Source organism: Sphingobium sp. BHU LFT2, assembly GCF_018604485.1.
GTDB lineage: Bacteria > Pseudomonadota > Alphaproteobacteria > Sphingomonadales > Sphingomonadaceae > Sphingobium > Sphingobium yanoikuyae_A.
The window spans coordinates 46,622-70,552 of sequence record NZ_JAFCGW010000002.1; the positions used below are offsets into that span (position 1 = coordinate 46,622).

Here is a 23,931-nt window from a genome sequence, read left to right on the forward strand (position 1 = left end):
TTCTATCACTGCCTAAAAAATAGGCAGCCCTTAGCCGAAAATGGCCGCGACGACAAGGCAGGCCCCGGACCATCCATCGCGCTTTAGTAGTTGGCGAGCATGGGGCAGAGCGTCTATGCGCCGCTGCATGACATCGAACAGCAGGATCGTCGCGCTGATCGTCGCCGCCGGGCAGGGAAGCCGGGTGGGTGGCGACATTCCCAAACAATATCGGCAGATCGGCGGCCAGGCCGTGCTCGCCCATGCTCATGACGCGCTGGCGGCGCATGGCGGCGTGTCGGCCATCCACATTGTTCTGGGCGAAGGCGAGGAAGACCGCGCCCAGGCCATGCTCGGCGACCGGGTCGCCCATTTCGTCACCGGCGCCGACAGCCGGCGCGGTTCGGTCCGGGCCGGACTGGAGGCGATCGCGGCGGCCGGCGGCGCAGATATCGTGCTGATCCACGATGCCGCCCGCCCGTTCCTGCCAGCATCTGTGATCGAACGGCTGCTGGCCGCGCTGGAAGATGCCGAAGGCGCGATCCCCGCCCTGCCCGTCGCCGATACGCTGGTTCGCAGCGATGGCGCGCGGATGGGCGACGGCGTCGATCGCACCAGTCTTCATCGCGTGCAGACGCCGCAGGCCTTCCGCTTCGACACCATCCTGGCCGCCCATCGCGACTGGGACGAGGAACAGGAAGCCACCGACGATGCCCAAATATTGCGCGCCTGGGGCCATGACGTCATCTTGGTGCAAGGCGATGAAAGGCTAGAGAAATTGACCTACCCGCAGGACTTCGCCCGTGCCGAGGCCCGTCTGGGCAGCGCCCGCACCACCCGCGTCGGCATGGGCTATGACGTCCATCGCCTCGCGCCCAACGAAGAATTGTGGCTGGGCGGCGTACTGGTCCCGCACGATCGGGGCCTCGCCGGCCACAGCGATGCCGATGTCGCGCTCCATGCCATCGTCGATGCGATCCTCGGCGCACTCGCCGATGGCGATATCGGCAGCCATTTCCCGCCGTCCGATCCGCAATGGCGCGGCGCCTCCTCCGACCGTTTCCTGGCCCATGCCCGCGATCTGGTCCTGAAACGGGACGGCCGGATCGACCATGTCGACCTCACCATCATCTGCGAAGCACCCAAGATCGGGCCGCATCGCGACGCCATGCGTGCCCGGATCGCCGAGATATTGGACGTTTCGCTGGATCGCATCAGCGTCAAGGCGACCACGACCGAGCGACTGGGTTTTGCCGGTCGGCGCGAGGGCATTGCCGCACAGGCGGTTGCCACCCTCTCCCTCCCCACGCTATTCTGAGCCGACCATGCCCAATACCATCCTGCCCACTCAGCTCGTCGACCTTGCCGAAAAGGTCATCATCGCCAACCGCCGCGCCGGTCGCACCGTTGCGGTCGCTGAAAGCTGCACCGGCGGCCTGGTATCCGCAGCGCTGACCGAAATTGCCGGCTCATCGGACGTCTTCGAGGCCGGTTTCATCACCTATTCCAATGATATGAAGGCGGAACTTCTGAAAGTTTCGCATGACGTGCTGGAAACCTTTGGCGCGGTTTCCATCGCAACCGCCTGGGCGATGGCGCAGGGCGCCCTCAAGAAGAGCCACGCCCATGTCGCGGTCGCCATCACCGGCATCGCCGGGCCGGGCGGCGGGAGCGAGCAGAAGCCAGTCGGCACCGTCGTCTTCGCGCGCGCAGAACGCGGCGGCAGCCCAGACAAGGTCGTGGCCGACATGCATCATTTCGAGGATAATGGCCGGGGCGGCGTCCGCCTTCAGGCGGCGTTGTGTGCGCTCGAACTGCTGCTGCCCGATTCGCCGGCGCCATAAAGCGCCGCCGCGCGCGTCTCGAACGCGCCGATCATCTTGCGCAGCGCCTTGTCGAAGAACTGACCGGCCAGCATCTCGAAGATACGGTTCTTGAATTCGAACTCGACCTCGAAATCCACCAGCACGCCGCCCTGCCCGTCGTCGCGGAAGCGCCATTCATTATGGAGATGCTTGAGCGGGCCATTGAGATAGTCGACGCGGACATGGTCCGGGCGATGCTTGTGGACGCGCGAGGTGAAGCTCTCGCTGATCCCCTTGAAGCCGACGATCATGTCCGCGACCATCTCGCTCTCGCTGTCAGAGCGGATACGGATCGCGCTGACCCAGGGCAGGAATTGCGGATAGGCCGAGACGTTCGACACCAGGTCGAACATCTGTTCCGGACTATAGGGCAGCTGACGGGTCTCGTTATGCTTGGGCATTCGCCAATCAGGCCTTCGCGACGGCCGCCTTGGCCAGCTTCGCCTCGCGCGCGGCGCGCATCTCGGCGAAGTCCTTGCCGGCATGATAGCTCGACCGGGTCAGCGGGCTCGATGCCACCTGCAGGAAGCCCTTGGCCCGCGCAATCGCAGCATAGGCGTTGAACGCCGCCGGAGTGACGAATTCCATCACCTTGGCATGCTTGGGCGTGGGCTGCAGATATTGGCCCATGGTCAGGAAGTCGATATCGGCCGAGCGCATGTCGTCCATCACCTGGTGGACCTCCAGGCGCTCTTCGCCCAGGCCCAGCATGATGCCCGACTTGGTGAAGATCGACGGATCGAGCTTCTTGACGCTCTCCAGCAGGCGCAGCGATGCATAATAGCGCGCGCCGGGACGAATGGTCGGGTAGAGCCGAGGCACCGTCTCCAGATTATGGTTATAGACGTCCGGGCGCGCCTCGACGATCATCGCGACCGCACGTTCATGCTTGTTACGGAAGTCGGGCGTCAGGATCTCGATCGTGGTGCCCGGCGTCGTGCGACGCAGCGCCTCGATCACCTTGACGAACTGGCTGGCGCCGCCATCGGGCAGGTCGTCGCGGTCGACCGAGGTGATGACGATATGTTCCAGCCCCATCTCGGCGGCGGCATCGGCCAGGTTCTGCGGCTCGTTGACATCCACCTTGCGCGGCATGCCGGTCTTGACGTTGCAGAAGGCGCAGGCGCGGGTGCAGACATCGCCCAGGATCATCACCGTGGCGTGCTTCTTGGTCCAGCATTCGCCGATATTCGGGCAGGCCGCTTCCTCGCAGACCGTGTTCAGACCCTTTTCCCGCATCAGCTTGCGCGTCTCGTGATAAGCGGGGCTGGTCGGCGCCTTGACGCGGATCCAGTCGGGCTTGCGGGCACGCTCGGTCGTGGCGGGCTGACCGGGGACGGGGATCGGGGCAATGTCGTTCATCGGCCCCAGATAGCGATGCAGGACCATACTTGCCAGCCCTCTCTTTGTGCGGCACATCAATCATCATGACCGACTTTGCAGACATGCTCGAAGGCTATCGCCGCTTCCGTGACACCGGCTGGTCCCAGCAGCGCGAGCGATGGGACGAACTCAACGAAGGGCAGAGCCCCCGAGTGATGGTGATCGCCTGCTCCGACAGCCGAGTCGACCCGGCCCAGATCTTCGACACCAGCCCCGGCGAAATATTCGTCGTCCGCAATGTCGCCGCGCTGGTGCCGCCGTTCGAGACCAATCCGGGCTGGCACGGCGTGTCGGCCGCGCTGGAATTCGCTGTGCAGGTGCTCAAGGTCGGCGAGATCGTTGTCATGGGCCATGGCAAGTGCGGCGGCTGCAAGGCGGCGCTCAGCCATGACCTCAAGGACGCGCCTCCGGGCGAAGGCGGTTTCATCCATAACTGGATCCAACTGCTTGACGATGCCCGCGACGTGGTGGTGGACCGCTATGGTGACCAGCGCGACCGGGATGTCGAGCGCGCCATGGAGCAGGAAGGCGTGAAGGTCAGCCTTACCAATTTGCGCAGCTTCCCCTGCGTGCGAGCCAAGGAAAAGTCGGGCGAATTGAAGCTGGTCGGCAGCTTCTTCGCCATTTCCGACGGCCAGCTTCATATATTGGACGAACAGACCGGCGTCTTCGCCGCAGCCTGACGGGAGGCGCACCATGCCCATGCGGCAGGAAGGGCGCGGCAATATCGCCCTGCTGATCGACGCGGACAATGCGTCGGCGGCCCATTTCGACGCGGTGATGACCGTGCTGGCGGAGCTGGGCACGGTCAATATCCGCCGCGCCTATGGCAATTGGAACAAGGCGACGCTCAAGACCTGGGCGTCGCTGTCGGTCGCGCAGGCAATCGAGCCGCAGCAGCAGTTCGATCTGACCAAAGGCAAGAATGCCACCGACATGAAGATGACGATCGACGCGATGGACCTGCTGTCCAGCGGACGCGTCGACGGCTTCGGCCTGATGTCGAGCGACAGCGACTTCACTCCGCTGGTGACGCGCCTGCGTCAGGACGGCATCCCGGTCTATGGCTTCGGCAACGCCAATGCGCCCGAGGGCTTCCGCCGCGCCTGCACCCGCTTCATCGACGTGGCGGCGCTGCGGCCGGTCGAAGTGCCGGTGGCCAAGCCCGCGGCCGCGCCCAAGAAGAAGGTGCCCGCCAAGAGTGGCACGGCCGCCAAACCAGCTCCCGCAACGGCGCCCCCGCCCCCGCCAGTTGCAACGCCCGCACCCGCGGGCACCGGCGCGGCGGTGGACCCGGAAGTCGTGCGCCTACTGATCGACGCCTATGACGAGGCGAAGCGGGACGAGCGCGGCTTTGTCGCCCTGGGACCGGTCGGCCAGCGGGTCGGCAACCGCTCCAGCTTCGATGTGCGCAATTACGGCTTCAAGCGACTGTCTGATCTGGTCGCCGCCATCCCCAATTTTACCACCGAAGTGCGCGAAGGCGGCCAGACCTGGATCAAGCGGATCCGCTGATGCCGGTCATCGCCCGCCACCTGATGATCCTCGGCCGGGTGCAGGGCGTCTTCTACCGCAACTGGACGGTCGAGACCGCCAGCGGCCTGGGCCTCGCCGGCTGGGTTCGCAACCGCATGGATGGCAGTGTCGAGGCGCTGGTGCAGGGCGAAGCGGATGCGGTCGCCCACTTCATCACGCTGGCACAGAATGGCCCGCCCGCAGCAAAGGTCGCGCGGATCGACGCGACGGATGTGCCGGTCGAAGCGCTGAACGGCTTCGAGAAGAGTCCGACAGCCTGACGCGCCATGGCGCGCGAGATGGTCTCGACAGATCAAAGAGCCGATCGAATTTAGGCTGGGTGACGGCCTGTAGGACAGTGGAAACATCCGGCGCTCAGCGCAGCAATCGACGCGACAGTATGTTTTCGTCCGAAGTTCACAGTGTCGTCGGGCCATTTCGGGCCTTTTGCCCCAGCCACGCGCCCATGACGCGACACCCACGCGCCTGCGACGCGCCAGCGGGGTCATTGCCTGGGTCACCCCCCGCGCGCCGCTGACGCGACAGTCAGGCGGCAGCAAAGCGACAGAGTTGGTTGAACGGCCGAGATCGGGGGCGATTTTTCATGGCCCAAATAGATCAGGATTGGGCAAAATAGGACAGACCCGCCTCGCATGGCTGACGGATTTGCAATGGTATCTAACGACCATTTCTTGCCATAAGAGCCGTTGCCAGCGCTTCCCAATAGCGGCCATAATGATCTGGCAGACTTATGATCTGACTGGCAAGATAGTTCTATGCAATCACTCATCCCAGACGACTTTTTCCACTTACGTCCAGATTATTCGATCAGTTGCGGAAGCACCGGCTATTACCTCAGTTATCGTGGCGGGCGCGATGGGGATACACTACTAATCTGCCATGAAACCAAACTGATAAGCTCGAACGCTAACCCGCTCTGTCGCATTCTCTGCTTCTGCTCGCAATCCGTTCGATTGATGACCGACGAAGAGAGCAAAAGATATCGCACCGCCCATACCTCGATAATTCTCTGGGCTGTTAGCGGAGGGTTTGACTCGAATACAGAGATTGAAGGACTCTGGAATGCGCGGGATTTTCTGAAAAAATATTTTGATTATCGAGCCAATCTTTACGCCCCGGTTGATGCGGTAAGTGGCAAGAAAAAACAGGTTATAGTCGAAGTCGCATTCGGAACTGCTGGATACGGCGTGAATCATTAGCGCTTTTGTCCGCTTTCCGCCCGGCGTATTTCGAAACCTGCCATTCCGCTTCCCACCCGAAGTTGTCATTCCCCTAACCAGACCTCAACAACCTTCTGGTCGGCAGGGGGGCATCCGACGTCGCCCGAAGCAATGGCATCTGGCGATGATCACCATCCTCAACCTGCATTGCCCCCCTTTACCCCGGCCTGCGGATCGGTCAGCCTTGGTTCGTCATGCGCGGCAAAGGGGACGGCGGATGCGAGTGGGTGGAGGGGCGATCATCGGGGCGGCGGCGTTGCTGGCGACGGGACTGGGGGCTGCGCGCCCCGCCTGGCGCTGGCCTGCCCTGCCCGCTGGCGTTGCAGCGCCCGCCATACCGTCCGACAACGGCATGACCGCTGCCAAGGTGGCGCTTGGCCGCCGGCTCTTTTATGATCGCACCCTGTCGGCCGATGACAGCATGGCCTGCGCCGATTGCCACCAGCAGGAGAAGGGCTTTGCCGATGGCCTGGCCACCCATAGGGGTGTGATGGGCGAGATAGGCGTGCGCAATGTGCCCGGCCTTGCCAATGTCGCGTGGCGCAGCGGCCTGACCTGGACCGAGGCCGGCCTTTCGACGCTGGAGCAGCAGGCGATGGTGCCGATGACCGGGACCAAGCCGGTCGAGATGGGGCTGGCGCAGGACGATGTCGGGCTGGCCCGACGGATCGGCGCCGATCCCTGCTATCGCCGGATGTTTGCGGCCGCCTTCCCCGGCGCACCGAATGACCTGGGATTCGCAAGGGTGACTGCGGCTCTTGCCGCGTTCCAGCGGACGATGATCTCCTTCGGTAGCGCCCATGATCGCGGCACATCGTCGCCACTGGCGCAGCGTGGGGCCAGGCAATTCGCTGCAGCGGGCTGTGGCAGCTGCCATTCCGGGCCGGACTTCACCGACAGCAAGACCCATTATGTCGGCACCGCTGCGCCGCAGGAGGTCGATGCGGCCGCCTATGGCGGCAAGCCCCTGCCGCCGGGCTTCGAGCCGCCGCCTGAGCAGTTCCGCACGCCGTCGTTGCGCAATGTCGCCGTCACTGGCCCCTGGCTGCACGATGGCCAGTCGCCGACGATCGAATCGGCCATCCGCCGCCATGCCGCACCGATGTTGGTTGATGTCGACATGCCCGCCCTGCTCGCCTTTCTCGACGCGCTGACGGACCATGATTTCCTGAAGAATGCCGCGCTGGGCCGGCCGGCCGCGCCCTGCCCGATTCCCGCATGAGCTGTGCCAGCCTGAAAACACGCGTTCGACGGACAAAAAAAGGGCCAGCCCCGAAAGGCCGGCCTTGATAAGTTTTAGGAGAGGATGCCTGAAAGGCCTCTCCTATGTGCAGCGCAGCGCATTCTTTCGCAATTGCGAAGGGCGGCGCCGGCGTTGCAGATATTGCAACTTCATTACCGCCAGGGCGATGGGACGACAAAACGCCCGGTGCCTCGAGGGGCACCGGGCGTTTCAAGTCATTGTTCTGACGCCATTTTGCGAGAGGCCGTTTCCAGCCTCCCGATCAGATCAGCGCGTCAGCTTCTTATAGGCAAGGCGCGTCGGGCGATCCGCAGCATCGCCCAGGCGACGGCGCTTATCTTCCTCATAGGCTTCGAAATTGCCTTCGAACCATTCGACATGGCTGTCGCCTTCGAAGGCGAGGATGTGGGTGGCGAGACGATCGAGGAAGAAGCGGTCATGGCTGATGACCACGGCGCAACCGGCGAAATTCTCGATCGCCTCTTCCAGTGCGGCCAGCGTTTCGACGTCAAGGTCGTTGGTCGGTTCGTCGAGCAGCAGCACGTTGCCGCCGCGCTTCAGCATCTTGGCGATGTGGACGCGGTTGCGCTCACCACCCGACAGCTTGCCGACGTTCTTCTGCTGGTCCTGGCCCTTGAAGTTGAAGGCGCCGACATAGGCACGGGTCGACATGTCATGGCCGTTGACCTTGACATAATCGAGGCCGTCCGAGACTTCTTCCCAGACATTCTTCGACGCGTCGAGATGGTCGCGGCTCTGGTCGACATAGCCCAGACGCACGGTCGAACCGATGTCGATCTCGCCCGAATCGGGGGTTTCCTGGCCGGTGATCAGGCGGAACAGGGTCGACTTGCCCGCGCCGTTCGGACCGATGACGCCGACGATGCCACCGGGCGGCAGCATGAAGGACAGATCCTCGAACAGCAGCTTGTCGCCATAGGCCTTGGAAATGCCCTTGGCCTCGATCACCTTGCCGCCCAGGCGCTCGGGCACCTGAATGACGATCTGCGCCTTGCCGGGCGCGCGGTTTTCCTGGGACGCGACCAGTTGCTCGAACTTGGCGATACGCGCCTTCGACTTGGTCTGGCGGCCCTTGGGGCCCTGACGGATCCACTCCAGCTCGTCATTGATCGCCTTCTGGCGGCCCGTGGCCTCGCGGTCTTCCTGTTCCAGACGCTTGGCCTTCTTCTCCAGATAGGTGGAGTAGTTGCCTTCGTAGGGGAAATATTTCCCGCGATCGAGCTCCAGGATCCAGCCGACAACATTGTCGAGGAAGTAGCGGTCGTGGGTGATCATCAAGACCGACCCGGCATATTCCTTGAGATGATTTTCCAGCCAGGTGACGCTTTCGGCGTCAAGATGGTTGGTCGGTTCGTCGAGCAGCAGGATGTCAGGCTTCTGGATCAGCAGGCGGGTGAGCGCGATGCGGCGCTTTTCACCGCCCGACAGGCTTTCCACCGACCAGTCCGACGGCGGACAGCGCAGCGCTTCCATCGCGATTTCGAGCTGGTTGTCGAGCGTCCAGCCATCGGCGGCGTCGATCTGTTCCTGCAGCGTGCCCATTTCCTCCATCAGCGCGTCGAAATCGACGTCTTCCGGCGGATCGGCCATGATCATGCTGATCTCGTTGAAGCGGTCCAGCTTGTCCGCCATCTCGCGGGCGCCGTCCTTGACGTTTTCCAGCACATTCTTGGTCGGGTCGAGCTGAGGCTCCTGCGGCAGATAGCCGACGGTGACATTCTCACCCGGCCAGGCTTCGCCGCTGATGTCGGTGTCGATCCCGGCCATGATCTTGATCAGGGTCGACTTGCCCGCGCCGTTCGGGCCGACGATGCCGATCTTGGACCCCCGATAGAATTGCAGATTGATGTTGTTCAACACCGGCTTGGGCGCGCCGGGGAAGGTCTTTGTCATGTTCTTCATGACATAGGCATATTGCGATGAGGCGGACATGGGTTCGCGCAGCTCCAAAGGGTATGGACAGGAAAATTTGCGCCGAATTAGCGAAGGCGGAAGCCATTGGCAAATGGGGTATGTCTGAGTAAGCCTTCAGCCATGCAGAAAATCCGATCGGGCCCGCTCGCCGCCCTGCTCCTTGGCAGCATCTTCACCCCCGCTCTGGTCCAGGCCGCCCCGGCCAGCGACGCCGCGATTCGCGAAGCCGCCCTGAAGGATGATGTCGCCTGGGACATTACCGAAGGGCTGACGACCGAAGTCGGTCCGCGCCCGGCCGCCACGCCGCAGGAAGCACGCGGGCGCGAATGGGCCGCCGCCAAGCTCAAGGCATTGGGCTTCGCCAACGTCCGCATCGAACCCTATAAGATGCCGCTGTGGGAACGCGTCCATGACGAAGCAGCGATCGTCGCCCCCTTCCCGCAGAAGCTGGTCGTCGCGGCGCTGGGCAACAGCGGATCGACCCCGGCCCAGGGGATCGAGGGCGAAATCGCCTATTTCCCGACCATCGCCGACCTGCAGGCCGCGCCGGACAGCGCGGTGAAGGGCAAGATCGTGTTCGTCAGCCATGACATGGTCGCCGCCCAGGACGGGTCGGGCTATGGCTATTATGGTGCCGCCCGCCGCCAGGGCCCCAGCATCGCCGCCAAGAAGGGCGCGATCGCTATCCTGGTGAAGTCGATCGGCACCGATCATCATCGCATCGCCCATACCGGCGTACAGATGTGGGCCGATGGCGTGACGCCGATCCCGGCCGTGGCCGTCAGCGTACCCGATGCCGAGCAGATGGCCCGCGTCGTGTCGCGCGGCCAGCCGGTCCGCGTCCACCTGACCGCCGTGTCGAAGACGGCAAAGGACCAACCGTCGGGCAATGTCATCGCCGAAATCCCCGGCAGCGATCCCAAGGCCGGCGTCATTGTCGCCGCCTGTCACCTCGACAGCTGGGACCAGGGCACCGGAGCGATCGACGATGCGTCGGGCTGCGGCATCGTCGCCGCTGCCGCGTTGCAGGTCGCCAAGGCCGGCGCGCCGCGTCGCACGATCCGCGTACTCTTCGCCGGTGCCGAGGAAGTGGGCGGTAATGGCGGCCGCGCTTATTATGCCGCCCATGGCAAGGAGCCACATGCCCTGGTGCTGGAATCGGACTTTGGCGCCGACAAGGTGTGGAAGGTCGACTTCACCCTGCCTGCCAGCCATGAAGCGCTGTCGGCCCGGATCGCACAGGGATTGGCACCGCTGGGCATCGTGCCGAGCCGTGACAAGGCGCATGGCGGGTCGGACATCGAACCGCTGGTGGACGCGGGCATCCCGGTGATCGACCTGCAGCAGGATGGCACGCGCTATTTCGACATTCACCACACGCCTGACGACACGCTGGACAAGATCGATCCGGCGCAGCTGCGCCAGAATGTCGCCGCCTGGGCGGTCACGCTCAACATTGCTGCGAATGCGACAGAAACATTGGGCATTAACTGAACTTTTATAGTAGAGAACGCCCCGTCGCGTGATTCTGCCGCTTCACCGACGTCAGAAAAGCATTGATTTGTGCAGCGCACACGTTAATGCGGGTCGCTCGCGTAGGGTCACATTTGTAACGTGCCAGACGCGGCATAATGCTATGGGAGCCGTACACAATGAAGAAGATCGCTGTTGTTTTCGCTTCGGCCAGCCTGATGGCCCTCGCCGCTTGCGGTGAGAAGCCGGCCAACGAAACCGCGAACGCTTCGAACGCCGTCGTCGAGAACGTTGTCGAAAACGCCGCCAACGCTGCTGACAACGCCGCCAACGCCGCCAACGAAGCTGCTAACGCCGCTAACGTTGCTGAGAACGTTGCGAACGCGCACTAATCTCTGCCACGGCGAGATTTCGAAGGGCGGGCCTATATGGTCCGCCCTTTTTATTTGTCCGCGCAATATATGTGGCCCGACATGATTTTCGGGCATTGACGCCGGCGGCGATCGACCGCTAAGGCGCGCGTGCATCGGGGAGTAGCGCAGTCTGGTAGCGCGCCTGCTTTGGGAGCAGGATGTCGCAGGTTCGAATCCTGTCTCCCCGACCACTTACTTTTTATCGTTAAATTTCAGCTCATTACGTCGGTTTGCAATGGAGCGGCGTAGCACTTGAACGTAGCACCGGTTGAACCTCCCACAAAGGACCAGCCGTGGCATTCGGGCGATCAAGCGATACGATTGATTCTTTGTCAGCAGGCGAGAATGGAACCAGCAGCACCACATGCAGCGGCTGGACACCTTTTCGTCGGGCTGCCACGATCAGGCCATGTCCGAACAGATTGCCCGTATCCGCATCACCCTTGACGATACCAATCCTGCCGTTTGGCGCAGGGTCGAACTACCTTTAACTAACAGCCTCAAGACGCTGCACCTAGCGATCCAAGCTGCGATGCTGTTCGAGAACTACCACCTGTTCCAGTTCGAGGTAGGCGATACCCGATACGGCATCCCCTTCGATGAGGAATGGTCAGGCCCCCCGACACGCGATGCCGGTAATATGCGCCTTGGGAAGCTCGTAGAGCGCGGCATTACCGATTTTATCCGCCGCTGCCGCTGCCTTTCTAGAAAACTCATGGCACCGTCTCCTAGCCGACCGAAAAATGCACTTATGCGTGCCTGATTTTGCCTTTGCATTAGTTGATCCAACAATTTCCACGCATTACAATATCCTAAAGGGGAAATTGCATGTCGGAGCCGATCACTTTCGTTCTGGGAATGGCCGTAGGGAAGGCTGTCTTCAAGTCTTGGTTTAAAGACAATGAATTCGTTTCGAGTGTAAGCGATAGCCTCAGCGACCTAATCACACGCGCGATACCTGATTGGAAAACACGATCGGCTGCGCGTCGACAAATGGAGCGCTTGAGTGAGAAAGCGACAGAGGCCCTTGAGCCCCTGATCGAAAACGAATTCATGAATTTAGAAAATGGCGAGAAGGCTACTTGTGTTTTTCAAGTCCAGAAAGCGATTGATGCAACCGGAATAAATTCCCTGCTGATTTCTAAATGTGATTTCGACACATCAAAATTATACAAACTAGTATTGGATAACGCCGACCTTTCTCCACTAAATAGCTCAGCTAAGCAGCTTGGTTATCGCTTGATAAGCGAATGCGTCCAGATGATCGTGGATTTAAGTGGGACACTTCCAAATTTCCATCGAGATACTTATGCGGAGATTCTCCAGAGAGAGAATGTAATTATCGATTCTGTTGATAAGATATTTGACGAAATTGTTAGAATTCGCGAAAATTCAGCCGCTCAGTCTTCGAGCGCAAATGCTAAAGAATTTGAGCAATCGTATCGTCGCGCCGTAATAAGAAGGCTCGATAGAATCGAGCTTTTTGGACTGAATTCATCAGCAAGTCCAAGCAGCCGTCAGCACAATCTCAGCACAGCATACATAAGCTTATCTGTTAGTGGCGAATCTTTTATTAGTGATAATGATAATGAATCCGCCTCTCAATATCCATCTAGCGACACTACATCTAATTCTATTCAGCAGGGATCAACTCCATCAATTAGAGTTGAAGATGCTGCGTGCATATCTCCTAGGATAGTAATAAAAGGCGAAGCTGGATCAGGGAAAACAACGCTCTTGCAGTCTTTGGCTGTTAGGTCTGCCAGTGGAGAATTCACAGAAGACATGAGTGAATGGAATCATTTAATTCCATTCTTTATATCTCTGCGAGAAATATCGGGGGCAAATCTTCCAGCCCCCGAAGATTTTCCAAAGCAAATCGCATCTGTGATTGCGGGCACTATGCCGGTTGGATGGGTCCATGAGCAGCTTACGTTAGGGCGCGGCTTGATATTGATAGACGGCCTAGACGAAGTTTCTGATGAGCGACGGCAACTGACCCGAAAGTGGATCGAAGAATTGCTTGAAGCTTATCCGGTTTGCCGAGTTTTGATCACCTCTCGACCACCGGCAATTCCAGATGGCTGGCTTGCGAAGCAGAATTTTTCTGAAATAGAATTGCTGCCGATGAGCCCGCAGGACGTATCATCCTTTATTGACCATTGGCATGATGCGGTTGCCAAAGAAGAGAACGATCAAACGAACATTGCGCAAACCCTTAGCTTGGCAGTGAAGCTAAAGGCCCGGATTCGGGCCGATCGCGCGTTACGAGAGCTGGCAGCAACCCCGCTTCTTTGCGCGATGTTGTGCGCCATGAATCGTGACAGGAAGGAAGTCCTGCCCTCTAATAGAATAAGCCTTTACGAGTCAGCAGTCCAATTGGTTCTCCACAACCGAGACGAGCAAAGAAAGATTGTCGTCGAAGATCTTCCTTCCCTAGATTTTGAAACAAAAAGAGATCTGCTTCAAATAATATCGTTATGGATGATGGAGAATTACGTCTCCATGGCCGACGAATGGAGGATAGTGGATTTAATATCTAATAATCTTCCTCGGTTTCCTCGACTTCACAGCAATTATTCAGCGCAAGATATCGTTAGAAGTTTAATTATAAGAAGTGGATTGTTACGCTCTCCTGTCGAGGACAAGTGCGATTTCATCCACAATGCATTTAAGGAATACCTTTGCGCTCGCGCGATATCAGATGGTGATAAATTCGGATATTTAGAAACGCAGGTCGTGGTGAGCGAAAGCTGGCGTGAGATAGCGCCTATGGCGGCCGCCATTACAGATGATATACGACGGTCGGGATTTTTACGGCAACTGCTCCGGCGTGGAGATGCTTCATCAGGCAAAAAGGCGATGTATCACCTGCTCGCAGTTCGGTGCCTAGAAACTTGCACGCAACTCGATCCCGATTTGCAAACCGACATTCTCGACCGCATTAAAGGGTTGAAGCCCCCGAAGTCGGTAGCGGAGGCGAAAGCATTGAGTGCAGCGGGCGATCTTGCGGCGGAGCTGGTGCGCAAAACCACCAACCAACATGCAAGAACGGCGGCAGCTTGCGTGCGCACGTTGCGCCTGATCGGAACCCCGCTCTCACTTGAGCTTCTCGAAGGATACGGAGCTGACGCCCGTGCCACCGTAGTTAAAGAACTGCTTTCGGCATGGCCATTTTATGATCGAAGGGAATATGCTCAGCGCGTAATGTCCCAATCTAAAGGTCTCTGGGGCGGATTGCGACTTAGTGATCTGGATTCCATGGAGGGACTGTCATTTCTAAAACAGCTCTCCCGTCTTTTTATTTTCTCTCGGCAACCAATGTCATTTGCCCACATGGCAGAATTGCAAGGCCTTGTTTCTCTCGAAGATCTACAGCTTTTCTTGACGGGCAGTTTTGATATATATCACATCAGTAAGCTTAATAAGCTAAAGTCAATTACGGTAAAATGCACAGATTTACATAATGCACATGAAATAGGTTCAATGAATGATTTACGAGTAGTTGATATTAACTGCTCTAACGTCATTGGCTCCGATAGCATATCTCTTGACAATGCTTATTCTGTAAGATTTTCGGGAGATTTTCATTGGAATTCTATTCCTATTTCCATTGGTAGGGATTTGAATCTTTTTCATTTGCTTGACTCGTCAGATAGTTTTGACTTCTCTCCGCTAAAGAGTGCGGTCGGCTTAAGGGCTGTGGCTTTTAAATTTGGCCTTTTAAAATCGTTCATTGATACAGAAGTCAAGAGATCCTCTATTAGAAATCTTTGGATTAACCGATGCGAGGACATGGAAAATCTGGATTTTCTAGAATACTTCAATAATATTGATAGGCTTTCACTTCACAATTGCTATAAACTAAATAGTATTTCTAATTTGAAGCTTGCTAGAAATATTCGATCCCTAACCTTAGCAAGGGTAGAAAACTTTTTCGATCTGGATCATATTTCAAATCTCGTTAATCTAAACGAATTACATTTGACATTTAAGTCAGATGACGTTGATTTGTCCGTTATTAAAAGTATGAAAAGCCTAAGAAAAATAACTGTAAATGCTGGAATGATGAAAAAATTTCGCAATCTTGACTTGGGAATAGTTATTCGACATGCGCCGTATTAATGCATAATTTAATCATCTATATGTTTATATACTCTATCTTGTAATTGTGTGATGCTGTTTAATCGGGGCATTCGATAAACTGAATTTTGCCACTGTCCTGCTGGTGCTAGCCTCATTGTCCTTACGCCATTGGGCGGCATCAGCAGCGAACGAACTCCATAGCGGGTCTTTGGCGCCCGGTGACAGCAAGGGAAGTCCTAGCAGCCTTCCGAACGGCAATGCGACGCTCCATCATGTGAGGCGCCCGATATCGTTCGGTTTGAATGCAGCCCAGTAGCCGCATCGAAGATCAGCCTTTCTGCCTTTCGATGCAGGCTTAGAGGCGAGCCTCCTTTCTGAGACGATCTGCGCTCCATGCCTTGATCCCTGCTGCGATACCAAACATGGGAGTTTGCAAGCGATCTTTGGCGGCAAGGGGCGACATGCAAGACCATCAGAACACCACTGGCCATGAACCTGCCGGTGGCATCATCTATGTTCTTACCAATGACGCTATGCCGGGCATGGTAAAGATCGGCCGGACGTCGGGCGAAGGCGTAGAGCGCAGAGTTACAGAACTTAGCCGTGCAACGGGCGTCCCGTTGCCCTTTAAGGTGGCAGTCGCCCGAACGGTTCATGATGCCCATAAGGTCGAGAAGGCTCTCCACATTGCCTTCGGCCCAGACCGTGTGAATCCTTCGCGAGAATTCTTCTCTATCGCCGAACATCGAGCCGTCGCGATCATCAACGCCTTTCCCGGCGAAGACCTTACCCCGCAAACTGAACGCGCAGTCGAACGGGAAGTGGAGGCGGCAGAGCCGGGCACGATGGCAGCGGTTAAGACCTTCGAAAAGAAGCGCCGCCCGCCCCTGAACTTTGAAGAAATGGGTGTGCCGTTAGGTTCGACACTGGTCCACGTAGCGAGCGGGGAAACCGTGGAGGTTGTGGAAGCCAAAAAGGTGCTTCTCCGGGGAGAAATGGTTTCCCTGACTATGGCACAAAGGATTGTGTCCGGCGCACCGTATGCGGTTCAGCCGGGCCGACACTGGTTGTTCAATGGCACCAGTATCGGCGACCTCTACGAGGCGACCTACCCTCATGAAGGTGGAGAGGAATAGGCGGCTAATGGCCATCGCGCTCCCCCTCATTGCGAGGCACAATAGCGCTTTACCGTAGCATCCGACAATCCGAACTGTTTCGCTGTCTTGCTGATGCTAGCCTTATTGTCCTTACGCCACTGTGCGACATGGGCAGCATCAGCAGCAAAAGGACGCCCTAGGCTGGCTTTCCCCCTATGAGTGCGCCCGGTAGCGGCGAGAGAAGCTCTAGCAGCCTCCCTGCCTGCATCGCAGCGCTCCTTGATCCGGTTGCGCTCCATATCCGCGATCTGAGCCAGCACCGCTACGATTAGTTCGCCCACGCCCTTGCCGATAGGACCAAGGCCCAGAACGTCTACGGTGACACCCTTGGCGATGAGCTTTCGCACGGTAGCCTGTATATCAAGTGCGTCACGGCCTAATCTGTCGATGGCAGCGATATGAACCACATCACCTTCGCGGGCATAAGCAAGCAAGGCAGCAAAGCCCGGTCGATCAGCAGCAAGGATCGCACCTGATATACCCTCATCCAGAAACTCTTTGTCGAACGGCCCCGGCAGTGATGCACGTTGAGCGTCAATCGTTTGGCTGTCGGTGGAGCAGCGCAGATAGCAAAGCTTAGACATATGGCCCCTTCGACTCGCTCATAAGATACGATAATAATATGAGCTAGTATCAATATAGCAAGCGGGTATCTAATAAGCCATGTAACAGGTCACGTAGGAAGATGGCCTAGCAGTTAGAACTTCTGTGCCAGGCCGCCCCATTGCGTTGGAGGGAATGGTTGCCACATTGCAGAAATGAGCGATGATGATCCACTCGCGGCTTGGAGCCGATATTGCGCCGATCCCGATCCTGATGCGCATGACGCGGACGTCATGCTGGGCATACCGTTGACCGATGAAGAGGCCATTTCAATTCCTGACTTAGGGATCTTTTGAAGCGAAGATGCGTGGCAGTGGCAGGTCCAGAAGTGTAGGCATCGACCGGCCTGACAGATGACCAAAAGCTCCTTGTCAAAGAGATGCGGGTAGGATGATCGGGTAAGAATATACGGTAGGTCGAAGTCTTAGAAATTCGCCCTACTAACCATGCCAACCCATTCACAGATTTATGCCAAAATTTAATGATCCTCACAGGGTGATTTAAGATCATCTGCCGCTATATGTGCGATACCAACGATAAAAGGATCGCATATGGACGCCGAAGAAAACAACAATGCCAATGAACTGCTGGTGACGCTGACCGCAGATATCGTTGCTGCCCATGTTTCTAATAACAGTGTCGGGGTTAGCGATGTCGCCACCCTCATCGCCAACGTCCATAGCGCCCTAACCGGTCTTTCGACGCCTGCGGAAGCTCCTGTAGAGAAGCAAGAGCCTGCTGTTTCTATCCGTGCGTCGGTGAAGCCGGATTATATCGTCTGCCTTGAAGACGGTAAGAAGCTTAAGATGCTTAAGCGCCATCTGATGACACACTATCAGATGACGCCTGACGAATACCGCGCCAAGTGGGGCCTATCGGCCGACTATCCGATGACCGCCCCCAGCTATGCGCAGCAGCGGAAGGAGTTGGCGGTTAAGATCGGGTTGGGGAAGGCCGGCAAGGGTCGTAAGGCTGCTACGCCGAAGGCACCGGCCAAGAAGGCAGCTAAGGCTGCTGCTGAATAATGGAACAGCGCCATGTCGCTTGGGGTGTGACGGCTATGCTCCTTAAGCGACATGGCGATCATGCGCCGGTCATCGTGGCTACTCGTATTGGGGAGCTGGCGATGTGGATGCGTGGTCATGCAAAATGCGGATGGTTGAAGCCTAACGCTACGTTAAAGAAGCGACACTTAGCGAGGTGGATCGTGAAAAAGGAGACAGAATGGCTTACTTTTCGTTGAGGGTGACAAGCGGAGATGATGCCGATTTGGCAGAGTTGAAAGACATGTATCCTGATTGGCGGCCTCCCGATCATACGGATGGCTCGATAATCTACATTCAGCGGTCGTTAGATATTGCGAGTCTCCAACGGAATGTCTCTGGCGTCGGTAAGAATGGCGGGGTTGTAGAAGTGAAGAAAATTAGCAAGCGCGAGTTTGAATGGAAGAAGCATCAGTGACAGTCAGGTATCGCTCCGCACAACTGAAATGCAAACGTGGGAAGCGATCCCCATTTACTGCAAGCATCTGATTTGCGATGAGGATCGAGCAGTCCGGTGAGTCCCGGCTGTGAGGCGTCGTAACCTCATAATGGAGTCAGCCGGTCGAGTTTCTCGGCCGGGTGGCATGTGCGCATGTCCAACCGGTTTTACCGGTAAAGGCACATGCGCCTGCGGGACTCCTACAGGTTACGAACGCCCGGCTTTGACCGGACGGATGCCTCCAACTCTAAATAGGGGGCAGATTTGAAAAAGCTCGTAGCAATTTGCGTAATCGCATCGCTGGGCAGTGTTGCTCATGCTGGCAAAGACATGGTCGCTGTGACGCCTAGTGGGCTGGCAGATATGGCCTTTCCCTCCAGCGAAGCCGCCGCTGTTGCTGGCAAGCTTGCCAACGAATGCATGAACCGCCGCATGACCATCGTTTCCAACCTGCCTACGGAGGTTGTTTGCGAGGTCCCCATGGGTGTCGTAAAGGGCGCACTAGTTCAAGCTGCAATTGGCAATTCCTACAGCACAACGCCTAGGCAGTTCGTTCGGTTCGCCTTGGTCAATTTGGATGCTGATGTGCGCGCACAAGGATCGGCATGGGTCGAAACACAAATGGCGCTTGGGCAGGTTCGCCGTGAACCCCTCAACGGTGACGCAATATACAATGGCCTCATGAATATGATGGAGACAGCCGGAGGAAAGTATCTCTCCGGCACAAGCTTTCCAAATCAAGCATTTATTGGAAAAGCATTATCTGATGACCAGCCAACAACATTCAAAGGAAAAACCACGCTTGGTATTACCTTTATGGATTTGGTGGTTGGCGGGACACTTCAAAACGCGGGAGCCAAAATCGGCGATACATTAGTATCGATCAATGGTAAGACCTTCCAGAATCATGATGAATTCTATGACCGGCTACGCCGGGTGGTTATTGGGGCACCCGTAAAATTCACCGTCATTCGCGAGGGCAAGATAGTCGAGCTAACTTCTTTAGCCCAGCAAAGGCCGACCATTACCGGCAAGGGCGATAGCCTGCCCCTTCTCTCCGAGCAGCAAAAGTAGGGCGATCCAAGGCTAGCAGTCGCCTCATAGGTCGATCGCTAGCCTTTTACCTTCAACATAGGCAGGCATCCGACATGGCTTTGGAAGCAATACGATAACACTTCACTAGCAAGATCGATGTCCTTGGTCGGGACGATGATGCTATCATGGACCGGGAGCGCCGGGACGTCGTATTCGTAGGCCAGAGTTTCGATTGTATCCAGTATAATGGAGCTTTCGATGTATTGAAGGCCATCCCAGCGATAAGGGCTGCTATCCCAACCTGCTAACGGAGGAATGGATTCAAAGACTGCTGCCTTGACCTCTTCGATCGGGTATTTGTTGAGGTCTATCTTCTTCTTTTTCGATAATGCCGCCTTAGTCTTGTCGGCCCAATCGCCATTTGTGGTCTTCCGGCCCATCAGCATGGCCGCATAGGCTTTGGCCACATCGCGCGGAAAGCGCGTAAGACTATAGGGGTCAACGGCCGGGTCTATCGACTGGCCCATCAGTGAGCAAAATATCCGGGTATGGCATGAGGTAATATCAAGCTCAGAGGTAGGCCAGCCATTAATCCTGATATCTGCCCTGTTCTTCTCCGACATGCTCTGATAGCCGCCGCCTTCGGAGCAGATGCGTCCGCCCTTGTCGAAAAAGAAGTCATTGGCGTCACCGTTGGCGAATGCCCTGTAGAAGGCATAATGCTTATCGGGCGTGATGACCTGTTTCGACCAGTAGGCGTTGAGCCTGTTTATCCGTGCGGCTTCCAGCAGGAGTCCAGGATGATGCGGATCGACCTTGATATAGACCTTTGGGGTCTTCTTATTGCCTTTCCATGTCCGCGCTCTTGCCACCCTAACCGGGTTCCATATCGCAGCAGGACGAGGGTGCTTTGCAAAGTGCATCGACCTGTTGGCCGGTGTAATGCCATAGGCTAATGCGAATTCCAGCAGCTTGGGCGTAGGCTGGATCGTCGTCACCTTTCCTACCCCATCATTGGCAACCCGCCACCATTCACCGACATTGACGGCGATGTAGCCCGCCCTCTCCATCTTGGCCTTGATGCCATTGAAGGCTTTATAGCCCACAGGTAGATGGGAAAAGCTGTTAGGCGACATATAGCGCCCACAAGGCTTTGAAGGGCTGTAGGAATGTCCCTTCAATAGGTCGCGAACTGTAGCGGCTAATGCAGCAGATGCCTTCTCGGTTGGCTTTCGCTTATTCCCAACGCTCTGATAGAGGTCCAACGCTAAGGCTTGGGTCATGGTTTCAGCCTTTTCAGAAGAGCAGTGCCAATTGAGCTTCATATTGTAGAAGCCAACCCCTTCCTCTTCTAATTCAACATCTGTATATAATGCTTCTTGCTTAATCTGTTTATTAATTAACATAACCAATATCTATATATTATAACTAAAAAGGGGGAGGAAAGGAGGGGCATTAGAGTAACCTTTTTGATTACATATAAATGGGCATTGGTATGCCCGCCCTAACCATGCTTGAAATGAGAAGGGTATCTACTCATTCATCAAGTGAGGAAGATGCGATGAGCATGGGGGCGCTACAGAGACGCACAGAGGCTTTGCCGGTTGACCGGGAACCTGCCCCTCATCGGAGGGGAAATTGTCGTTGGAAGGTGTCGGACGAGGCTCAACCTCTTCCATGAATGAAAACTGTAGCTGTAGAGTTCGCATAGGTAATCCTCATTTCTGTATGAATGAGGAAGTCCAGATACACAAAAAATCATGTGAACCAACAGCTAGTGCCACAGTTGCCACCCGTCATAATAGGTTCTGTTGACGCACCGGATTTATCCTGACTTGTGTTAGGGGTGAATATGACATTTAATATCAGATTATTTAGGCAAGTTAAGACAAGTATGACGTATATTTATCTAACAGATTAATATCCTGGTTAAGTTGAAGGTGAAATCAATTAAATGTATTGCCAATTTAATACAGTTGAATAATGACACGCCCGCAATCGCTGGGCTTTGATATCCGGTCGGTCGGTTGGAACGGATGATCGATCAGCAATCCAGCTACCAAAACCCAAACCTCACCCGGCTATGAACAATCGGTAGGCTGATCGGTTAGGACGGCGGGAGAGAATGCATGGAAGCCAGCTACACAGTAACGCCGGATAAGAGCCGGAACCTTGCTCGCGTGAAGATGGCGGGTTTCTTCGATCAGGAGGACGTTCAGGAGTTTGCCGCTACCTATCGGCAGGTTCTAAGCCACCTAAAAGCGCCCGGTCATCTGACGCTGGTAGATATCACCGGTATGAACATACAGGCGCAGGATATCGTAGGGGCCTTTGCAGCCCTCCTTGCTTCTCCCGATGTTCGTTCAAGGCGGCTGGCCTTCGTCTGTAGTTCCTCTTTGGCGCGGTTGCAGGCGCAGCGGTTAACGGATCGGGAGGGGGTGGAGTTCTTCGACCGCATTGAGGACGCAGAGGCTTGGTTGTTCGATTGATGGCGGTTCAGGGCAAAGTAGAGCCGGTGCGCCGGTATAAAGCGCACCGCTCATTGCATCTATGTGGTAGGTATCGCCGATAGAATGCCTATTATTTCGGCCGTGGAGGGGTCGTGGAGCGCGATTCGGGAATTTAGCTTGCCTCAGCAGCCTAGTGTGCAGAACCCTCTCAAATGCCCCCTATGGCGCTGGGATCAGATGACTAAAATCGACACCCTCGAATTGGGCGCACTCTATGATTTCCGACAACCGCGACACAGTGCCTTGACGCAACTTTCCATAGCCCGAAGTGATTGTCTTCTGGCTGTGTCCGAGGACCACTCCAATATCTAGATCGAAGTAGCCCGCCATTCGCAACTGATCTGCTAAACCATGGCGAAATGAGTGCGAGCCAAATCCGTCCCCGGCATCCTTCAACCCGATACGTTCCAGATACACCCGCCAGAACCGCGACGCTTTACCGGCCTGCCCTCGTTCATTCTTCGATAGTTCAGGGAACAGGCGATGGTCGCCATCGGATGCCGCACGATCCCTTTGCGATTGCACGTAGTCTATAAACCCGATGGCCTTTAGCGTCGAGTGGATCGGCGCAACCCGGTTTTTACCTGACTTAGTAGCCTGCCCCTTTGTAGGTTCGTTCTTAATATCTATGACATCAATGCCAGTCTCTTCGCGAACGTCTTCTAGTCTCAGTTGAGCAATCTCACCAAGTCGAGCACCGGTGAACAGGCAAACCAAGGGTAGCCAGAAACGCCAGTCTCTCGACCGCACATTGCCTGCTTTGAACTCTTTTCCATCGCATAGAAAGCCCGTAAAAAGGGGCGACCGCAGAATGAAATTGAGTTGGTCAATGGTAAACGGAGGGCGAGCGTTCTTTTGTTTATCGACCTGATAGAACAGTCCGGCTACGGGGTTATCTTCGACATACCCTTCGCGCTTGGCCCACGAAAACAGCGCAGACACAGCAGACAGTTTTTTGTTAACAGTCACCGGATCAAGCGTCTTGATGCCCTTTTCTTTGGCAATGGCTGCGATCTGCCGCAGAGGCATCCCGTTAAACTCGTTTCGCTTTCTGTAGCTGATAGGGAGAGAAGTTTGCAGGTTCCGCCATTCCCGAACGTCTGATGGCTGGATTGACCGCAGGCTGCGATCAACACCAATGAACTGCGAGAATTCGCTAACGATCTTTCCGTCTTGATCCAGACTGTCAGCGCGCTTTTTCCCTTCTGCTATGCGCTGCGCCTGATAGATTTCATATAGCTGGGCAATCCGTTCGCCATCACGCGCACGTTCGCTTTTCCTTCTGATAGCCGCTTGAACCGGCGCAGATGGGACGAATGTATGTTCGGCATCGTTGATAGTTGCTACAGCCTTTGCGAACGTGTCAGTCCCTGCCCGCGCCAACTGATGCACAAACTCATCGAATTGCGGACTGTCGTGCGGCAAATCCCATCCGCGCATTTCGACCTGACGAACCGCACGGCTACGCCAGTATGAATAATCTTCGCCTTTCAACCGCCGAACGGCATCGACATGCCGACGTTCAAATTCGGATCGCAGGGCTTGATAGCTGGCCTCCCCAAGGCGAGCCTTTACCTTGATGAGTTGCCCGACACGTTCGCTTGCGCGTTCGTAACCGACAATAAGAGCCGCCTCTTCCAGTTCCACGTCTGTTGGACGGATCAGCAACCTTGAAGCCTTTTCGGCTTTGTCTGATAGCAGCGCAGCCTCTACCCTAGCTTTCCATGCCATCAAAATCGGCAGCGCAGTTGCCTCCGCGCGCCGTCGATCAGTGACACCCAAAGACTTGGTGAATTCGCGCTTGCCTATGACAGGGCGAGCAGCGGCGGGGACCATCATCCGAAGCTGCCAGTTTTGGGATCGGGGACGTTTGCGAAGATAGTGATTCAGCATGAATATTTGTTCCGGGGTCGAAATAATGTAGCACTCGCACGTAGCACTGCCACACCCAGAACCCGATGAAAACGCCCAGTCCATGGGCTTCTAAGCGTCAACCTACCTCAGTTAGTAG

The 23,931-nt window shown here is 56.5% G+C and carries 23 protein-coding genes and 1 tRNA gene; 18 read left to right on the plus strand and 6 right to left on the minus strand.

What is annotated here, in order from left to right; genetic code table 11:
• Positions 1-115: 115 nt before the first annotated feature.
• Together JQK15_RS05540 and JQK15_RS05545 are read left to right on the plus strand one after the other, a co-directional pair.
• Positions 116-1,297, plus strand: coding sequence for a bifunctional 2-C-methyl-D-erythritol 4-phosphate cytidylyltransferase/2-C-methyl-D-erythritol 2,4-cyclodiphosphate synthase (locus JQK15_RS05540; protein ID WP_214864062.1), 1,182 nt, complete (start codon positions 116-118; stop codon positions 1,295-1,297).
• A gap of 7 nt (positions 1,298-1,304) precedes the next feature.
• Complete coding sequence (locus tag JQK15_RS05545; protein WP_214864064.1) at positions 1,305-1,823, plus strand: CinA family protein; 519 nt, start codon at positions 1,305-1,307, stop codon at positions 1,821-1,823.
• On the opposite strand, the gene JQK15_RS05550 is transcribed toward JQK15_RS05545, so the two are convergent.
• Together JQK15_RS05550 and lipA are read right to left on the minus strand one after the other, a co-directional pair.
• On the minus strand, positions 1,769-2,245 hold the full coding sequence (locus tag JQK15_RS05550; RefSeq protein ID WP_026109377.1) for a type II toxin-antitoxin system RatA family toxin: 477 nt from the start codon (positions 2,243-2,245) through the stop codon (positions 1,769-1,771). The genes JQK15_RS05545 and JQK15_RS05550 overlap by 55 nt on opposite strands.
• A gap of 7 nt (positions 2,246-2,252) precedes the next feature.
• Positions 2,253-3,233, minus strand: a complete 981-nt coding sequence (gene lipA, locus JQK15_RS05555) for a lipoyl synthase (protein ID WP_010339374.1) — start codon at positions 3,231-3,233, stop codon at positions 2,253-2,255.
• Positions 3,234-3,271: 38 nt separating this feature from the next.
• On the opposite strand from lipA, the gene JQK15_RS05560 reads away from it, so the two are divergent.
• From JQK15_RS05560 to JQK15_RS05580, 5 genes are all read left to right on the plus strand, one after another.
• Complete coding sequence (locus JQK15_RS05560; RefSeq protein WP_010339375.1) at positions 3,272-3,910, plus strand: carbonic anhydrase; 639 nt, start codon at positions 3,272-3,274, stop codon at positions 3,908-3,910.
• A gap of 13 nt (positions 3,911-3,923) precedes the next feature.
• A complete protein-coding gene (locus JQK15_RS05565; protein ID WP_214864066.1) occupies positions 3,924-4,742 on the plus strand; it encodes an NYN domain-containing protein in 819 nt (272 codons plus the stop codon).
• Positions 4,742-5,023 (plus strand): acylphosphatase, encoded by a 282-nt coding sequence (locus tag JQK15_RS05570; protein ID WP_214864068.1) that lies wholly within the window; start codon positions 4,742-4,744, stop codon positions 5,021-5,023. The genes JQK15_RS05565 and JQK15_RS05570 overlap by 1 nt, the downstream gene beginning before the upstream one ends.
• Before the next feature lie 495 nt (positions 5,024-5,518).
• Complete coding sequence (locus JQK15_RS05575) at positions 5,519-5,962, plus strand: hypothetical protein (RefSeq protein WP_214864070.1); 444 nt, start codon at positions 5,519-5,521, stop codon at positions 5,960-5,962.
• 238 nt (positions 5,963-6,200) lie between these two features.
• Positions 6,201-7,205, plus strand: a complete 1,005-nt coding sequence (locus tag JQK15_RS05580) for a cytochrome-c peroxidase (protein ID WP_214864071.1) — start codon at positions 6,201-6,203, stop codon at positions 7,203-7,205.
• A gap of 288 nt (positions 7,206-7,493) precedes the next feature.
• Here the strand turns inward: JQK15_RS05580 and ettA are convergent, their stop codons facing one another.
• Positions 7,494-9,179 carry an energy-dependent translational throttle protein EttA gene (gene ettA, locus JQK15_RS05585; protein WP_004212532.1) on the minus strand — a complete coding sequence of 562 codons (1,686 nt, stop codon included), beginning with the start codon at positions 9,177-9,179 and terminating at the stop codon, positions 7,494-7,496.
• 102 nt (positions 9,180-9,281) lie between these two features.
• Between ettA and JQK15_RS05590 the strand changes: the two genes are divergently transcribed.
• From JQK15_RS05590 to JQK15_RS05615, 6 genes are all read left to right on the plus strand, one after another.
• Positions 9,282-10,655, plus strand: a complete 1,374-nt coding sequence (locus JQK15_RS05590) for a M20/M25/M40 family metallo-hydrolase (protein WP_214864073.1) — start codon at positions 9,282-9,284, stop codon at positions 10,653-10,655.
• A gap of 158 nt (positions 10,656-10,813) precedes the next feature.
• Positions 10,814-11,026: a hypothetical protein gene (locus JQK15_RS05595; protein WP_004212530.1), complete on the plus strand. Its 213-nt coding sequence runs from the start codon at positions 10,814-10,816 to the stop codon at positions 11,024-11,026.
• Between the two features lie 135 nt (positions 11,027-11,161).
• Positions 11,162-11,238, plus strand: a tRNA-Pro gene (locus JQK15_RS05600).
• A gap of 173 nt (positions 11,239-11,411) precedes the next feature.
• On the plus strand, positions 11,412-11,810 hold the full coding sequence (locus tag JQK15_RS05605; protein WP_214864075.1) for a plasmid pRiA4b ORF-3 family protein: 399 nt from the start codon (positions 11,412-11,414) through the stop codon (positions 11,808-11,810).
• Between the two features lie 65 nt (positions 11,811-11,875).
• Positions 11,876-15,172, plus strand: coding sequence for an NACHT domain-containing protein (locus JQK15_RS05610; protein WP_214864077.1), 3,297 nt, complete (start codon positions 11,876-11,878; stop codon positions 15,170-15,172).
• A 422-nt stretch (positions 15,173-15,594) separates the two neighbouring features.
• Positions 15,595-16,269 (plus strand): GIY-YIG nuclease family protein, encoded by a 675-nt coding sequence (locus JQK15_RS05615; RefSeq protein ID WP_214864079.1) that lies wholly within the window; start codon positions 15,595-15,597, stop codon positions 16,267-16,269.
• Between the two features lie 26 nt (positions 16,270-16,295).
• Here the strand turns inward: JQK15_RS05615 and JQK15_RS05620 are convergent, their stop codons facing one another.
• The gene (locus JQK15_RS05620) at positions 16,296-16,874 is read right to left on the minus strand and encodes a recombinase family protein (RefSeq protein WP_214864081.1); all 579 of its coding nucleotides are present in this window, start codon (positions 16,872-16,874) and stop codon (positions 16,296-16,298) included.
• A gap of 174 nt (positions 16,875-17,048) precedes the next feature.
• Between JQK15_RS05620 and JQK15_RS05625 the strand changes: the two genes are divergently transcribed.
• The 4 genes from JQK15_RS05625 to JQK15_RS05640 all read left to right on the plus strand — a co-directional run bounded on the left by JQK15_RS05625 (position 17,049) and on the right by JQK15_RS05640 (position 19,449).
• Entirely contained in the window at positions 17,049-17,189 is a 141-nt protein-coding gene (locus tag JQK15_RS05625; RefSeq protein WP_214864083.1) for a hypothetical protein, read from the plus strand.
• 255 nt (positions 17,190-17,444) lie between these two features.
• On the plus strand, positions 17,445-17,918 hold the full coding sequence (locus JQK15_RS05630) for a Ros/MucR family transcriptional regulator (protein WP_214864085.1): 474 nt from the start codon (positions 17,445-17,447) through the stop codon (positions 17,916-17,918).
• Between the two features lie 199 nt (positions 17,919-18,117).
• Positions 18,118-18,354, plus strand: coding sequence for a hypothetical protein (locus JQK15_RS05635; protein WP_214864087.1), 237 nt, complete (start codon positions 18,118-18,120; stop codon positions 18,352-18,354).
• Positions 18,355-18,639: 285 nt separating this feature from the next.
• On the plus strand, positions 18,640-19,449 hold the full coding sequence (locus tag JQK15_RS05640) for a PDZ domain-containing protein (RefSeq protein WP_214864089.1): 810 nt from the start codon (positions 18,640-18,642) through the stop codon (positions 19,447-19,449).
• Between the two features lie 38 nt (positions 19,450-19,487).
• On the opposite strand, the gene JQK15_RS05645 is transcribed toward JQK15_RS05640, so the two are convergent.
• Positions 19,488-20,816: a hypothetical protein gene (locus JQK15_RS05645; RefSeq protein WP_214864091.1), complete on the minus strand. Its 1,329-nt coding sequence runs from the start codon at positions 20,814-20,816 to the stop codon at positions 19,488-19,490.
• A 723-nt stretch (positions 20,817-21,539) separates the two neighbouring features.
• Between JQK15_RS05645 and JQK15_RS05650 the strand changes: the two genes are divergently transcribed.
• On the plus strand, positions 21,540-21,899 hold the full coding sequence (locus JQK15_RS05650) for a hypothetical protein (RefSeq protein ID WP_214864093.1): 360 nt from the start codon (positions 21,540-21,542) through the stop codon (positions 21,897-21,899).
• 180 nt (positions 21,900-22,079) lie between these two features.
• On the opposite strand, the gene JQK15_RS05655 is transcribed toward JQK15_RS05650, so the two are convergent.
• Positions 22,080-23,813, minus strand: a complete 1,734-nt coding sequence (locus tag JQK15_RS05655; protein ID WP_214864095.1) for a site-specific integrase — start codon at positions 23,811-23,813, stop codon at positions 22,080-22,082.
• Positions 23,814-23,931 lie beyond the last annotated feature (118 nt).

Bases quoted from the DNA above. Each gene is read 5' to 3' on its own strand.
- JQK15_RS05550 (WP_026109377.1), bottom strand. From the start codon at position 2,245: ATGCCCAAGCATAACGAGACCCGTCAGCTGCCCTATAGTCCGGAACAG.
- JQK15_RS05540 (WP_214864062.1), top strand. From the start codon at position 116: ATGCGCCGCTGCATGACATCGAACAGCAGGATCGTCGCGCTGATCGTC.
- JQK15_RS05630 (WP_214864085.1), top strand. From the start codon at position 17,445: ATGGACGCCGAAGAAAACAACAATGCCAATGAACTGCTGGTGACGCTG.
- JQK15_RS05565 (WP_214864066.1), top strand. From the start codon at position 3,924: ATGCCCATGCGGCAGGAAGGGCGCGGCAATATCGCCCTGCTGATCGAC.
- JQK15_RS05655 (WP_214864095.1), bottom strand. From the start codon at position 23,813: ATGCTGAATCACTATCTTCGCAAACGTCCCCGATCCCAAAACTGGCAG.
- JQK15_RS05545 (WP_214864064.1), top strand. From the start codon at position 1,305: ATGCCCAATACCATCCTGCCCACTCAGCTCGTCGACCTTGCCGAAAAG.
- JQK15_RS05590 (WP_214864073.1), top strand. From the start codon at position 9,282: ATGCAGAAAATCCGATCGGGCCCGCTCGCCGCCCTGCTCCTTGGCAGC.
- JQK15_RS05645 (WP_214864091.1), bottom strand. From the start codon at position 20,816: ATGTTAATTAATAAACAGATTAAGCAAGAAGCATTATATACAGATGTT.
- JQK15_RS05620 (WP_214864081.1), bottom strand. From the start codon at position 16,874: ATGTCTAAGCTTTGCTATCTGCGCTGCTCCACCGACAGCCAAACGATT.
- JQK15_RS05580 (WP_214864071.1), top strand. From the start codon at position 6,201: ATGCGAGTGGGTGGAGGGGCGATCATCGGGGCGGCGGCGTTGCTGGCG.
- JQK15_RS05570 (WP_214864068.1), top strand. From the start codon at position 4,742: ATGCCGGTCATCGCCCGCCACCTGATGATCCTCGGCCGGGTGCAGGGC.
- JQK15_RS05575 (WP_214864070.1), top strand. From the start codon at position 5,519: ATGCAATCACTCATCCCAGACGACTTTTTCCACTTACGTCCAGATTAT.
- JQK15_RS05615 (WP_214864079.1), top strand. From the start codon at position 15,595: ATGCAAGACCATCAGAACACCACTGGCCATGAACCTGCCGGTGGCATC.
- ettA (WP_004212532.1), bottom strand. From the start codon at position 9,179: ATGTCCGCCTCATCGCAATATGCCTATGTCATGAAGAACATGACAAAG.
- JQK15_RS05595 (WP_004212530.1), top strand. From the start codon at position 10,814: ATGAAGAAGATCGCTGTTGTTTTCGCTTCGGCCAGCCTGATGGCCCTC.
- JQK15_RS05560 (WP_010339375.1), top strand. From the start codon at position 3,272: ATGACCGACTTTGCAGACATGCTCGAAGGCTATCGCCGCTTCCGTGAC.
- JQK15_RS05625 (WP_214864083.1), top strand. From the start codon at position 17,049: ATGAGCGATGATGATCCACTCGCGGCTTGGAGCCGATATTGCGCCGAT.
- JQK15_RS05650 (WP_214864093.1), top strand. From the start codon at position 21,540: ATGGAAGCCAGCTACACAGTAACGCCGGATAAGAGCCGGAACCTTGCT.
- lipA (WP_010339374.1), bottom strand. From the start codon at position 3,233: ATGGTCCTGCATCGCTATCTGGGGCCGATGAACGACATTGCCCCGATC.
- JQK15_RS05635 (WP_214864087.1), top strand. From the start codon at position 18,118: ATGGCTTACTTTTCGTTGAGGGTGACAAGCGGAGATGATGCCGATTTG.
- JQK15_RS05605 (WP_214864075.1), top strand. From the start codon at position 11,412: ATGCAGCGGCTGGACACCTTTTCGTCGGGCTGCCACGATCAGGCCATG.
- JQK15_RS05610 (WP_214864077.1), top strand. From the start codon at position 11,876: ATGTCGGAGCCGATCACTTTCGTTCTGGGAATGGCCGTAGGGAAGGCT.